Source organism: Methylotuvimicrobium buryatense 5G (assembly GCF_000341735.1).
GTDB lineage: Bacteria > Pseudomonadota > Gammaproteobacteria > Methylococcales > Methylomonadaceae > Methylotuvimicrobium > Methylotuvimicrobium buryatense.
Genome location: NZ_KB455575.1, coordinates 1,256,986 through 1,270,518 on the forward strand (window position 1 = coordinate 1,256,986; position 13,533 = coordinate 1,270,518).

Below are 13,533 nucleotides of genomic sequence, written 5' to 3' on the forward strand. Positions count from 1 at the left end.
GGAATGGCGTTGCTCCGAGTTTCCCGGATTACGCAACGCTCCATCCGGGCTACGTTGTTTTTTTTTCGCTCGTTCCCAAGCTAGGGCAATGGGAACGAGTAAAAAATAGCTTTTTAAATTCATTATTCTTTCGGACTATTCATTCATGAAAATCATCTCTTGGAACGTCAACGGCATTCGAGCCGTGATGGGCAAAGGCTTTGCCGAATCCCTGGAAAAACTCGACGCGGACTGTATTCTGTTACAGGAAACCAAGGCACAGGACGACCAAGTCCAAACGGCCCTGGAAAGTATCGACGGTTATCATATTTATTCCAACTCGGCCGGGCGAAAAGGCTATTCCGGCGTCGCCCTGTTAACCAAGCAAGAGCCAATACAAATTCTGCAAGATATCGGTATCGACGAACACGACCAGGAAGGTCGTGTCATCGCGGCCGAATTTGAAAATTTCATTCTGCTTAATGTCTATGTCCCCAATTCCGGCGAAAAACTGGTGCGCCTCGACTACCGAAAAATCTGGGATAAGGAATTGTTGGCCTATTTTCAGCAACTCAATAGCCGAAAACCGTTAATCGCTTGCGGCGATTTCAATGTCGCGCATCAAGAAATCGACATCGCCCGCCCGAAAGCCAATTACAATAAATCGGCCGGCTACACCCAAACCGAAATCGATGGCATAAGCCGAATGTTGGAAGCGGGTTTCGTCGATACCTTCCGGCATTTACATCCGGAAACCGTCGCCTACAGTTGGTGGAGTTACCGGGCCGGTGCGCGCGCAAAAAATATCGGTTGGCGGATCGATTATGTATTGACAAGCCAAGCATTGATCGGCAAAGTCAAAAACGCATTTATCGCGCCCGACATCTTCGGCTCGGATCACTGCCCTGTCGGCATCGAGATCGACCTTTAAGCATGACCTCATTTCAACTACGCGAACATCTCATGCGCGAGCATCGTTCGGCACTGGCCCAATGCAAGGACTGCCCGGAAATGACCGGACCGGTCGTATCGGGCAGCCCGGTCTTGTCGCCAATATTGCTGATCGGCCAAGCGCCTGGGGACAAGGAAGGCGGTTTCGGCAAACCCTTTGCCTGGACAGCCGGAAAAACCTTATTCAAATGGTTCGAAAGCATCGGCCTGAATGAAACCGAATTTCGCCGGCGTGTTTATATGGCTGCAGTCTGCCGCTGTTTTCCGGGCAAGAACCCGGAAGGCGGCGACCGCGTCCCGAATCGGCAGGAAATAGAAAACTGCGCGAAATGGCTGCAAGCCGAAATGGACTTATTGAAACCCGAATTAATTCTCCCGGTCGGCAAACTTGCCATCGCTCAGTTAATGCCGGTCAAAAGACTCAACGACGTCGTCGGCGACATTCACAGCGTAAACTTTTACGGCCACCGAACCGACGCGATTCCCCTACCCCATCCGTCCGGCGCCTCGACTTGGCACCGAACCGAACCGGGCATGGCCTTGCTGGAATCGGCCTTGGATAAGATTGAAAGCCATTCGGCGTGGAGGAAGGTCGTGAATAGTGAATAGTGAATAGTGAATAGTGAATAGTGAATAGTGAATAGTGAATAGTGAATAGTGAATAGTGAATAGTGAAATGATTGGGTGTTTCTGCTTCTTGTCAAGCGCCAATTTCTGCATGCTTTTCAAAGATGCATCCCATTTAGCTTGTTTCCATCACTCGTGAAACTTCATGGATGGTATTTGCAACAATGCTATCTAACGAATGAGCAGCTTGCAAAACATCGTGCATAGATTGACAATGCGGAATCGAAAACGAAAGATGGCCGCAGGTCAACGTAACCGTAAGAATGAAGGCATTTATTCCTCAAAATACGCTTCGCTATTCGGAGTTACGCGAACTGTGGACGTTATGTGTAGATTGAAATTATGAGTCCAACGGTATTTAGAGAAAATGGTTACAGGTTCTTCTTTTTCTCAAGAGAAGAAGAGCGAATGCACGTCCATGTAGTATCTAGCGAGGGCGAGGCTAAATTTTGGTTAGAACCCGAGATTGAATTGGCAAAGAACTACCGTTATTCCCGAAAGCAACTGAAAGAAATCGAATCACTCGTGGAGGTTCACTACAATGAGCTCATTAGCGCATGGCAACAATACTTTAGAAGTTGAAGTAACAAATATATCAACCCATGGTATATGGCTGCTTGCTCATGATAAAGAGCTATTCATGCCATACGACAAATTCCCTTGGTTTAAGGATCAGGCAGTTAAGTCAATAATCAACGTGGAAGAGCAATCTCCCGGGCATTTTTATTGGCCGGATCTTGATGTTGATTTAACGGAGGAAATCATCAAACATCCAGGACGCTTTCCGCTTAATGCCAAAAACACATAACAATGCAGTAAATTCGGAGGCATTTGTTGTTCGTTGAGCAGTGAGCAGTGAGCAGTGAGCAGTGAGCAGTGAGCAGTGAGCAGTGAGCAGTGAGCAGTGAGCAGTGAGCAGTAGAATGATGTGGCATTTCGAGTTATTGTCAAGCCCCACCATTCACCCCAGCAATTCCCAGTTTGAGCAGTTTCGCCGATGTTAGGGTGTGGGGTATGCCTGTCGAGGAACGCCGTAAACCCATCCTTGGGGGCTTGGCGGCAGCTCCCTGCTGCCGACATCCTCGCCACGCATACCCCACACCCTTTTTGATCTCCAAATTGGGAATTGCTACATTCACCCCGTAAATGTCGACGTAGTTGTCGCATGAGTTGAAAATCAAGGTACGGTAATATGATTTTAAAATCGCAAGAAATTCTGCGGGAAATGGAATTGTGTGACAAAATCCCCTATGAAAAGTAGACTTATTATTGACAGAGCGTTTTTTATTATTAAGAAGTATCGTCGGCAAAACCATAACTGATGTTGCGCAGCATCCCAAGAACCCGATTATGTTATTAGATCGACATATACCTTTCGCACTTCAAATTTCGGCAGTGCCTTAAGAGGTGTGCTCGGTCCCTCACCTAACGCTAGGTAGAGGGACCGGCATGGAGCTGGCATAGAGTATGGATGTATTCACCCAGCACCTAAATTCCATAGCCCATTGGCCATGGTTAATTATCTTAGATAATTTAGGTGCTGGGTCCTTTGACAGGCACCCCGGTGCGAATTTTGATCTGCGATGAGTATAATTGAAGCTGTCCGGGCGAGCCGCGCATCGGCGATGGTAGAAGACATGCTCTATTGATTTTTAACGACCTCCAAGAAAAAAATCCGGAAGGACGGTAACGCAGTCATGTGTTGGCCGTCTGACCATTGTTGTCGACGCTCGGCGTGCGGAATCGACTTGCTCAATGCCCTAGACTAGGCAAGTCAAGGCGTTTCGCCAATCTATGAAACCCACAGCGGCATTGGCTTCTCTTAACCCGATCGAAAAATCGCCAACAAAGTCGAACGACTTACAAAGATAGCCCGACAACTGCAAGCTCTCCGGGCAGCATAAAATTTAGTTCATAAAAATTGAAACACAAGGGATTATGAAGCTTTTCAATACAAGATTTTGTTTGGATATATTGTCGATTTTTGGACTTTATTTCTTCTTCGTCAAACTGAGCGATTTGTTTGCCGGCACCTTTGCAAATCAAGAAATGATTTGGTTTCCTTCGGGTTTTGCATTGGCCTATATGTTGATAAGAGGTGCCTCTTCGGCAGTCTTGATAGTCTGCAGCGCTTTCGTAACCCACATCGTTTCTGGTGCCGATATTATACCTTCGCTCTTCTGGGCTTTAGGAAACACACTAGAGCCATTATTAGGCTTGGCCTTGTTAAGGCGCATAAACTTCGATCCGCGATTAGTCGACATTAAGTCGTATTACGTCTTGCTAATTTTTGGAGCGGGAGTCGCGTCGATATGCGCAGCTTCACTGAATATATTGGTTTGGATAGTCCTTAACGGCCTGACACTTGAAGAGTATGGCGCCTGGGCCTCATCGACTTGGTTGAGTCATACGCTTGGCATTATGTTGCTTACACCATTGATCCTGATTTTTTATTATCAACGACATGGCTTTACGCTAAAGCAACGTAAATTGGAATTCGTATTGTTCTTGCTGTTAACGCTAATTCTTGAGCGACTTAGCGCCTTTAGCCTTACGCAACATTGGCAAACGGCTCAGTTCGAGAGCTTTTGGATGTTTTTGTTGATGATCTTTACCGCGTTGCGTTTGGGACGACACGGTGTCTCGATAGGTTTGCTGATTATCGTTCTATCGTGCGGCTTGCGAGTCGAAAGTCACCACCCTATAGATTTGTCTTATTTGGATTTTTGGCTTCATCACATGGCCTTAGTCATTTGTAGTATGACACTGGCAATCGCCCTCTATGAGCAACGCTTCACCGAAAAGAAATTCGACTCCGAAGCGATCAAGTACAAAACCTTGGTGAATATGCTTCCGGACATGGTTTGGCTCAAAGATCCGCAATTGAATTATTTAGCGTGCAATCAAGCTTTCGAGCGTTTTTTGCAAAATTCTTGCGATAGCATAATCGGCAAAAACGATCATGCTTTGTTCGAGAAATGGCTTGCCGATCATTACAGGGAAAGCGATCAACGAACATTGACGATGCGCGAACCGTTATTTCTGCAAGAGCAACTGCAACACAGAGAACAGGGCGACGAACGTCATCTCGAGATCGTGAAAACACCGATTTTCGGGACCGACGGAAAATTAATTTCGCTGTTGGGCGTGGCGCGCGATGTTACGGACTTCGTCAACACCAGCAACGAGTTAAAAGCCAGTGAGGCAAGAGCGCATGCCATTATCGAGGCGACGCCGGTGCCGATGGCCCTCAGTGGCGACCGAGGCCGAATCCTCTATGTCAACCCGGCTTTTAAACGAACTTTCGGATACGATCCGAGCGATGTTCAGACAGTTGACGACTGGTGGGCCAGGGCAATTCCGGACGAGGCAAAGCGGCAAGAAGCGATCGGCAAGTGGCGCAATTTACTCAACCGGACTGAATTCGAACACTCGGATGTAATCGATCGGGAGATTTCCATAAAAGACAAATCAGCCGCGACGCATCAAGTTTTACTGACGGTCAGTCGAGTCAATCGGAATGATTGCTTGATGGTGCTATTCGACATTACCGAACATAAACGTTTGCGCAAAAACAACAGTCGTTTTTATCGTAGCATCGCCGCCAGCATCAATGAGATCTATATATTCGAAGCCGAATCCTTGCGCTTCAGCTTCGTCAATGCAGGAGCGTTAGCTAATTTAGGCTACAGCATGGCTGAGTTGAAGAAAATAACGCCGCTGGATATCAAGCCCGCCTATTCGCTGACCGATTTCAACCGATTAATAGAGCCGCTCAAACGTCACGAGAAGCCGGGACAACTGTTCGAGACGGTGCATCGACGCAAGGACGGCAGCTTATACGACGTCGAAGTACACTTGCAATTGTTCGAACCAATTGATGAGCCGCCGTATTTTTTGGCGATCGTCTTGGATATCACCGAAATGAAACAGCTCGAAGCAAAAATGAGCACGTTGGTAGATGCCGTCAACGCCATTATTTGGTCGATCGATGCCGATTTAAGGATCGACTATGTATCGCAACAAGCTTTGCAAATATTGGGATTCGATACGACAGCAATTATTGGAAAGCCGATTATTTCGGTGCTGGAATCGGATCGGTTTCATGCAGCGGAACGGCCGGTTCTATTAAAGGCTTTCCAAGAACTACTCGAGAAGCATGTTCCAATCAAAAACCTAGAACACCGAATCAAAGACGCCAATGACCAATGGAAATGGATGGCAGTCAGCATGACGCCAATCCTGGATGCCAATCATGCGCTGCAAAAGATCGTCGGCGTCGTCCATGACCTGAGTTTGCAAAAACGGGCCGAGGAACAATTGCGCTCACTCAATTCCGAATTGGACCGGCGTGTCCGACAAGAGGTTTTCGCTAATCGGAAAAAAGATCTGTTGCTGCAACAACAAAATAGGATGGCGGCGCTGGGCGAAATGATTGGCAACATTGCTCACCAATGGCGCCAGCCTTTAAATGCTCTGGCCATCATCCTGATGGATCTTGAAGATGCTTTCGTACATGGCGAAGCAACGGCCGAAACCATCAGACATTCTATTGACCGATCGAACGAGTTGTTGTCCAAGATGTCCTCGACCATCGACGATTTCCGCAATTTTTTTAAAAACGACAAGACACTCGAGAAAACAGAAATTTCACAAGTCGTCACCGAAACCCTTGGTTTGCTCGAGGCGACATTGACCCTTAGCCATATTCAATTGCATGTGACAGAAAAAATCCCCGGCATCACCGGATATATCCATGCCGGTGAATTATCTCAAGCCATTTTGTGCCTGATCAACAATGCCAAGGATCAAATAGTCAAAAAGCAAATGGTTCAGGGGCTTATCTATGTTGAAATCGATACTGATGACGATTGGTGCATCATACGCGTCGAGGACAATGGCGGCGGTATCGCTGAGCACGATTGGCCGAAACTATTCGATCCTTACTTTACGACTAAACCCCAAGGAAGCGGCTTGGGGCTCTACATTACCAAGTTGACGGTCGAGCAGTCGATGCATGGTAGTGTTCTTGTTGAAAATACCGATTTAGGCGCTAGGTTTAGCCTGTTTTTACCCAAACATCCCAATATGGAGCTATTCAGATGGACAGAACCGAACAACCCTTGAGTAAACCGGCATTATCGTTGAACAACGTATCGATCTTATGTGTCGAGGATGAACACGAGCCTCGCAAAGTGCTAGCCAATTACTTAAGAAGGCGAGGCGCAACGGTTTTCGAAGCCGAAAACGGACAAGAAGGTTTACGCTTATTCGAATCCCATCGGCCGGATATTGTGGTTTCCGATATCCGTATGCCGGTCATGGACGGCATCGCGATGTGCCAAACGATCAGAAAGCTCGATGCCGACGCGGCGATGCTTTTTTTAACGGCTCACAGCGATACGGGACTACTGCAGAGAGCGATCGATTTGGAGACGATTCAATACATCATCAAACCGGTTAATGCCGATTCGTTGAACTCCGCATTTCGAACAGCGCTGGATAAACTTCATAAAAAGCATAGCTTTAACGAAACGTTGAATCAATTGCATACGACAATCGAACTGCAGCAAGAAGAAACGGAACGACTGCAAGGTTATGTCTCTCAAATGATAGGCAATGATCGAAATATTGCCGTACACGCAATAACCCGGCCCAGGGATAAAATTAGCGGCGACTTTTACACAATCGAGCATACCGAAACCGAGCTGTATGTATTGCTTGCCGACGGTATGGGACATGGCTTGTCGGCGATTTTACCGGCGCTCAACATTCCCAGGAAATTTCGAGAATTGGCTGGCCGGGGATTCAGCTTGAGTCGAATAGCCGACGAATTGAATCAAGCCTTGTACGATCAGCATCTATCGGGACACTTTTTGGTCGCAACACTGATAAAACTCGATCCGCGACAATGCTTAATCGAGGTGGTCAATTGCGGCAATCCGCCGGTTTTACTGACGGACAGTAATGGACGGATCGTTCATACTTTTCCATCCAATCACCTGGCGTGGGGAATCGTCGGAGGTGACGATTTTCTACCTGAGGTACAAGGGTTTCATTGCGATACAACAGCGAAGTTATATATATTCAGCGATGGTTTGATCGAATTATTGGAACATCAAACTCAAAAGCAAGGTCTTGTGACACTCATCGAACAAATAGCCGAGACCGGCCATAACAGTTATTTGAATCGAATCGACGGCTATTTGAAAAGTATCCCGAAAACGCTCTATCACGATGACATCACCCTACTCGAGATTGCGTATGGCCCGGAGTTACTGGACCAACAAGACAACAGGGTTAATGACTCCGTATTACACCTCCCTCGACAAAAAAACGATACGACCGACGATTTATCGCCGCTCAAATGGATATCGGTACTCTATGTCGAAGACGATCCCGACTCGCTAGCCTGCTTATCGAAATTTTTGCAGCGCCGTGTCGGCGTCTTATACACTGCTGAAAATGCCGAAACGGGCTTGCGATTATACAAAAAATACCGTCCCAATTTGGTGATTTGCGATATTGTCTTGCCCGAGATGAATGGTTTGCAGTTGGTCGAACATATTCGCGCGTGCGATCCCAACGTGCCCATCATCCTTATCAGCGGCATTGAACCGGGACCTGGTCGTGTCGCGCAAGTCGAAGCAATGCTTGATCTGGAAATCAATAAGTTTCTCGCCAAGCCTCTAACTGAGGACAAATTGGTCAGCACGATTCTTCAATGCATCAAGCACCTGAAATATATCAACAGCTTGAAGTTGTCGGCATCGGTTTTCATGGCTTCGCCGTTGGCGATATCAATCACAGACCACAACCGAAACATCATTGCGATCAACCCGGCTTTTACCGCGATTACCGGCTATACGTTCGCCGAAGTCGAAGGCTGCAATCCGAAAATTCTCAGTTCCGGCAAGCATGACTCCGAGTTTTACCGGCAGATGTGGGAATCCTTGAATACCACCGACCGATGGTCCGGAGAAATATGGAACCGGCGTAAAAATGGCGAATTGTTTCTCGAATGGATCACGGTCAATGCTATTCGGGATGAAGAAGGCACTCTCACGCATTATGCATCGGTATTTTCGGATATTACGCAACGAGCCGTCGCGGAAGATAAAATCCGCTATTTGGCTCATCACGACCCATTGACCGGCTTGCCTAATCGCGTATTGATGCTGGATCGATTGAATACCGCGATATTACAGGCGCAAAGAGATCGCAGCCAATTGGCGGTCATTTGTCTGGATATCGATAATTTTAAAACAGTCAACGATACCTTAGGGCATGGCTTTGGCGATGAGTTAGTCAAAGATTTCGCGCAATCGGTGCTGTCGTCAATACGTGAATCCGACACGCTCAGCCGCTTGGGAGGTGATGAGTTCGCGATACTGTTGCCGCGAATCAGTTCCAGGGAAGCCGCGGCAAGACTAGCCGATAAAATTTTCCACGCGGTCAAAAAAACCTATCGTTTAGCCGAACAGGAATTGCACATCAGTTTCAGCATGGGGATTAGCTTGTTTCCGGACGACGGCGACAATACCGAAGCCCTTCTGAAGCATGCCGATAGCGCGATGTATCTGGCCAAGAAAAAAGGTCGCAATAATTATCAGTTTTTCAACCAAAAGCTCGAAAGCCAAACCGAAAGGTACATGCTGATACAACATGGCTTGCATCGCGCATTGAAGTTGAAAGAATTCTATATTCACTATCAGCCAAAATTCGCGCTTGATAGCGGCCTGATTGTCGGTGCCGAGGCATTGCTGAGATGGCGCAGTCCGACTCTCGAAAACATAACGCCCGCCGAATTTATTCCAATCGCCGAAGAGACCGGCTATATCGTCGATATCGGGTGCTGGGTGATTGAGCAGGTCTGTCAAACATTAGCCGCATGGAAGGCTACAGGTATCAATTTGGTGCCGATCGCGGTCAATATTTCGCCGATACAATTTCATCGCGGCAACATCAAGAAGGCATTGTTGAAATCGACGATCAATCACCGTTTGGATCCGTCATTGCTGCAAATCGAATTGACCGAAGGCGTAGTCATGAGCGGGCAGCAAAAAACCGTACAGCAATTGCAAGAACTCAAGGACTTGCGCTTCTCTATATCGATAGATGATTTCGGTACCGGTTATTCCAGTCTCAGCTATTTGCGAGAACTGCCGATAGACGAGCTCAAGATCGATCGCTCGTTCATCATGGAAATATCCGACGAATCGAGCTTTAATAATCCGCACTTGACCGCCATCCCTTGCGCCGTCATCGATCTCGCGAAAAATCTGGGTTTAAATCTAGTAGCCGAAGGCGTCGAAACCGAAATACAAAGCCGTTTTCTCATGCAAAAAGGTTGTAATGTCATTCAGGGGTATTTGTTTAGCGCACCAGTGGACAAGGACAGGATGTGGGAATTGTTGAAAGAGTACTCGTGAAATAGTGAATAGTGAATAGTGAATAGTGAATAGTGAATAGTGAATAGTGAAATGATTCAGATTTTTAACGGCTTGTCAAGCGCGGATTTCACCTTTCACCTTTCACCTTTCACCTTTCACCTTTCACCTTTCACCTTTCACCTTTCACCTTTCACCTTTCACCTTTCACCTTTCACCTTTCACCTTTCACCTTTCACCTTTCACCTTTCACCTTTCACCTATTTCTTCTTGATATAAAAAATCTGCTTATCTTCTTCTTTAAGATAACTGAGAATCCGGTGTCCGGTTTGATCGGAATAAACTCCGATATCCAAATGCGCTGCGGGGTCGGTTGCGATGACTTTGACTACATGGCCGCTCAGCATTTGCTGCAATGCCTTCTTCAAGCGTAACAAGGGTAATGGACAATTAAGGCCGGTGGCATCGACTTCAATATCGTATTCAATCATGATTCAGTTTTAATTTTCAGTACAATCCGAGGAGTCGCTATAATATCACTCTCGAACCCATACGCGAATCGCCAAACCTAATGGACTATTTTCCGATTTTTTTCAAATTGACCGGCCAACCCTGCCTGGTCGTCGGGGCCGGAGAAATTGCCGCCCGTAAAATCGACCTGCTTGCCAGAGCCGAAGCCGACATTACCGTCATCGCCGAAGACATCGGCGAAACGGTCGCCGCAATGGCCGAACGCTGTCAATTGACGATCAAACAAAAATCTTTTCAACCCGAAGACCTTGAAAACTTTATATTGGTCGTTTCGGCAACTAACCGGCTTGAAACCAACCAACAGGTTTCAAAATCCGCACACGAACGCAACATACCGGTCAATGTCGTAGACAGCCCGCAGCTTTGCTCATTCATTTTTCCGGCCATTATCGACCGCTCGCCTCTGGTAGCTGCCGTATCGTCAGGCGGCGCCGCACCGGTGCTTGCTCGGCTACTTCGTGCAAAAATCGAAACTCTGATTCCGTCAGGGTACGGCCGCTTGGCGCAACTGGCCGAGAAGTTCAGACCCTTGGTAAAACAACGAATAGACTCACCCGCTTTACGTAAAATTTTCTGGGAAAATACTTTTCAAGGAGCGGTGGCGGAACTCATGTTTGCCGGTAAGGATGAAGAAGCCGAACAACAACTGCAAAAATCCTTGCGCGAGCATCAAAACGCCAAGCCCCAAGGCGAGGTCTATTTAATTGGCGCCGGCCCCGGCGACCCTGACTTACTCACATTTAAAGCCCTACGCTTAATGCAACAAGCGGATGTCGTCGTTTACGACCGCCTAGTCGCACCGGCCATATTGGATCTAGCGCGCCGCGACAGCACCAAAATTTATGTCGGTAAACAACGTAGCGAGCATAGCCTGCCGCAAGACCAGATCAACGAATTGCTGGCCGATTTAGCCAAACAAGGCAAACGCGTGGCGCGGGTTAAGGGCGGCGACCCCTTCATCTTCGGGCGCGGCGGCGAGGAAATCGAAACGCTGATGGAGCAAGGCATTCATTTTCAAGTCGTCCCCGGTATTACCGCCGCATCGGGTTGCGCATCTTATTCGGGCATTCCTTTAACCCACCGGGATCATGCGCAATCCGTTACCTTTGTCACCGGCCATTTGAAAGACGACACCATCAACCTTAACTGGCAACAACTCGCAAAACCGAATCAAACCCTCGTCATTTACATGGGTCTGGTCGGCCTACCGATCATTTGCCGCTCCCTGATCGAACACGGTGCCAGCGAAAATTTACCGGCCGCATTGATACAACAAGGCACAACCGATCGGCAGCGCGTGTTTACCGGTACTTTGAGTACCCTGCCCGAAATTGCCGCAAAACAAGATATTACACCGCCAACATTGATCATTATCGGCACTGTCGTCTCCTTGCATGAAAAACTTCAATGGTTTACCGGCAATCAAGCCGCAACCGTCTTATGAGAACACCGATATGATCATCCGGGCTATCCTAGCACTCTGGTTTGTCGCAATACCGACCGGGTGCGACCGAACGCCGAAAGCCGATAAAACGGTGGTATTGGCTAATGACGGCATTTTTTCCGCCGCACTGACCGATCATTATGCGTTAATCGGAAGAACCTCGGGACCAGCCGAACTATGGCAATTAAAACCCAGAGCGCTATTACATAGCTGGAAGCACCTCGAAGATGAAAGCGGCATCGTCCATGCCGCCATTTCAGGAAACGAACGCTACGCCGTCACCGCGCAGCGCGACTCGATTGCTTGGTGGCGAATCGCAGACGGCGCACTGCTGAATGTTTGGAGCCTACCCGGAATCGGTTCGGTCAGCTTATCCCATGACGGCTTTCACGCCTTGATCGGACTGCCGGATAAAGCCGTCTATTTTGCATTGAATCAAGGAATAACGCTTTACGCCTTCCCGCACGACAAAGCCGTTTTAACTACCTCGCTGGACCGAATCGGTCACTATGCATTAACCGGGTCGGAAGACAGCACTGCAAAATTATGGGACTTGACCAACGGCACGCTAAAATTCAGTTGGCCGCACCACAATAAATTGGCAACTGTGGCATTAAGCGATGACGGACAATACGCATTGACCAATGCGGCCTTGAGTCAAGTTTTGATTTGGAAAACATCAACCGGCAAAGTACACAAAGACGTCGGCCCCAAACTGCTAACCTTATCCGCCGCGCGCTTCTCCCGCGATAGTAAATACGTAGTTACCGGCCGCACCTCGCAACGCATCGATCTTTGGCGAGTCAGTACCGGCAAACTCGAAAAGCTTTGGCGCCCCAAAAAAGAAGACGCCTGGCGCCCTTCGGCCGCAACCATTTTGTCTTTGAGCTTTACCGACAATGAATCGAAAATATGGAGCATCGCCGCCAACGGCTACCTCCAACGCTGGAAAAAATAAAACTATGCTCGCGTTATTATAGTTTTCGGCATTAGCGCAGGGAAGCGTAGGGTGTTAGGCGGATGTTAAACATCAGCGGCTTCCCCTCACCTAGCGTTAGGAGAGAGCGACGAAGGCCTCGCTCCCACAAGGGTTCCGAATGCCCTGTGGGAGCGATCCTAGCCTGTCGAAAGACTGATCTAGTCCGTTATTATTTTCCCCGATTTTTAGCTTTTATGTTTAAAAAATTCTTGGCGCTTTTTTCTTACCGTATAAGGGATATTCTTCTCCTCCCAGTGTGCTAGATCTACTTGAAATGCTTTATTTAATGCCTGGTCAATCACCGCTTCTTTTCGACTGCCACATAAAGCAGGAATCAATAGCACGGAGCGATTCATGTCGGCTTGCGGACTGCGTTCAAGCATATATTTATAATTTCCAAACAGCGTTTCAATAATATCGCTACTGCTTAACAACGGCAGTTCGGTCAGCTCTGCTTGAATCTGCAAATGCTTTTTTAACCAAGCTTGTAGGTGTGTTTTGACTTTAGAATTTCGCGGCAATGTTTTTGATAATTGGTAACATTGTTGGTAGGTGACTTTGTTAAGCCCTTTGTTTTTAATGATTTCCATCACCTCTGAGACTATTTTAGTCGTCAACGCGAAGCGCTCAAT

Annotated in this window: 10 protein-coding genes; 8 read left to right on the top strand and 2 right to left on the bottom strand. The window is 47.7% G+C overall.

Annotated features, from left to right (window positions below):
- Nucleotides 1-145: 145 nt before the first annotated feature.
- The 6 genes from METBU_RS0105675 to METBU_RS0105695 all read left to right on the top strand — a co-directional run bounded on the left by METBU_RS0105675 (nucleotide 146) and on the right by METBU_RS0105695 (nucleotide 9,989).
- On the top strand, nucleotides 146-910 hold the full coding sequence (locus METBU_RS0105675; RefSeq protein WP_017839705.1) for an exodeoxyribonuclease III: 765 nt from the start codon (nucleotides 146-148) through the stop codon (nucleotides 908-910).
- A 2-nt stretch (nucleotides 911-912) separates the two neighbouring features.
- Nucleotides 913-1,539, top strand: coding sequence for a uracil-DNA glycosylase family protein (locus METBU_RS0105680; RefSeq protein ID WP_017839706.1), 627 nt, complete (start codon nucleotides 913-915; stop codon nucleotides 1,537-1,539).
- A 426-nt stretch (nucleotides 1,540-1,965) separates the two neighbouring features.
- Entirely contained in the window at nucleotides 1,966-2,139 is a 174-nt protein-coding gene (locus tag METBU_RS29195) for a DUF4160 domain-containing protein (RefSeq protein ID WP_412768466.1), read from the top strand.
- Nucleotides 2,099-2,365 carry a DUF2442 domain-containing protein gene (locus tag METBU_RS0105685; protein ID WP_017839707.1) on the top strand — a complete coding sequence of 89 codons (267 nt, stop codon included), beginning with the start codon at nucleotides 2,099-2,101 and terminating at the stop codon, nucleotides 2,363-2,365. Before METBU_RS29195 ends, METBU_RS0105685 begins: the two co-directional genes overlap by 41 nt.
- A 1,130-nt stretch (nucleotides 2,366-3,495) precedes the next feature.
- On the top strand, nucleotides 3,496-6,684 hold the full coding sequence (locus METBU_RS25155; RefSeq protein WP_017839708.1) for a PAS domain S-box protein: 3,189 nt from the start codon (nucleotides 3,496-3,498) through the stop codon (nucleotides 6,682-6,684).
- Nucleotides 6,660-9,989, top strand: coding sequence for an EAL domain-containing protein (locus METBU_RS0105695; RefSeq protein ID WP_017839709.1), 3,330 nt, complete (start codon nucleotides 6,660-6,662; stop codon nucleotides 9,987-9,989). The genes METBU_RS25155 and METBU_RS0105695 overlap by 25 nt, the downstream gene beginning before the upstream one ends.
- 218 nt (nucleotides 9,990-10,207) lie before the next feature.
- On the opposite strand, the gene METBU_RS0105700 is transcribed toward METBU_RS0105695, so the two are convergent.
- Nucleotides 10,208-10,438: a sulfurtransferase TusA family protein gene (locus METBU_RS0105700; RefSeq protein ID WP_017839710.1), complete on the bottom strand. Its 231-nt coding sequence runs from the start codon at nucleotides 10,436-10,438 to the stop codon at nucleotides 10,208-10,210.
- Nucleotides 10,439-10,518: 80 nt separating this feature from the next.
- Here METBU_RS0105700 and cysG point away from each other — a divergent pair, with 80 nt between their 5' ends.
- Nucleotides 10,519-11,922, top strand: a complete 1,404-nt coding sequence (gene cysG, locus METBU_RS0105705; RefSeq protein WP_017839711.1) for a siroheme synthase CysG — start codon at nucleotides 10,519-10,521, stop codon at nucleotides 11,920-11,922.
- Nucleotides 11,873-12,880 (top strand): WD40 repeat domain-containing protein, encoded by a 1,008-nt coding sequence (locus METBU_RS23400; protein WP_017839712.1) that lies wholly within the window; start codon nucleotides 11,873-11,875, stop codon nucleotides 12,878-12,880. Before cysG ends, METBU_RS23400 begins: the two co-directional genes overlap by 50 nt.
- A 206-nt stretch (nucleotides 12,881-13,086) precedes the next feature.
- On the opposite strand, the gene METBU_RS0105715 is transcribed toward METBU_RS23400, so the two are convergent.
- The coding region (locus METBU_RS0105715) for a hypothetical protein (RefSeq protein WP_017839713.1) at nucleotides 13,087-13,533 on the bottom strand (447 nt) is incomplete at its 5' end.

Bases quoted from the DNA above. Each gene is read 5' to 3' on its own strand.
- METBU_RS25155 (WP_017839708.1), top strand. From the start codon at position 3,496: ATGAAGCTTTTCAATACAAGATTTTGTTTGGATATATTGTCGATTTTT.
- METBU_RS0105685 (WP_017839707.1), top strand. From the start codon at position 2,099: ATGAGCTCATTAGCGCATGGCAACAATACTTTAGAAGTTGAAGTAACA.
- METBU_RS29195 (WP_412768466.1), top strand. From the start codon at position 1,966: ATGCACGTCCATGTAGTATCTAGCGAGGGCGAGGCTAAATTTTGGTTA.
- METBU_RS0105695 (WP_017839709.1), top strand. From the start codon at position 6,660: ATGGACAGAACCGAACAACCCTTGAGTAAACCGGCATTATCGTTGAAC.
- METBU_RS0105675 (WP_017839705.1), top strand. From the start codon at position 146: ATGAAAATCATCTCTTGGAACGTCAACGGCATTCGAGCCGTGATGGGC.
- METBU_RS0105680 (WP_017839706.1), top strand. From the start codon at position 913: ATGACCTCATTTCAACTACGCGAACATCTCATGCGCGAGCATCGTTCG.
- METBU_RS23400 (WP_017839712.1), top strand. From the start codon at position 11,873: ATGAAAAACTTCAATGGTTTACCGGCAATCAAGCCGCAACCGTCTTAT.
- METBU_RS0105700 (WP_017839710.1), bottom strand. From the start codon at position 10,438: ATGATTGAATACGATATTGAAGTCGATGCCACCGGCCTTAATTGTCCA.
- cysG (WP_017839711.1), top strand. From the start codon at position 10,519: ATGGACTATTTTCCGATTTTTTTCAAATTGACCGGCCAACCCTGCCTG.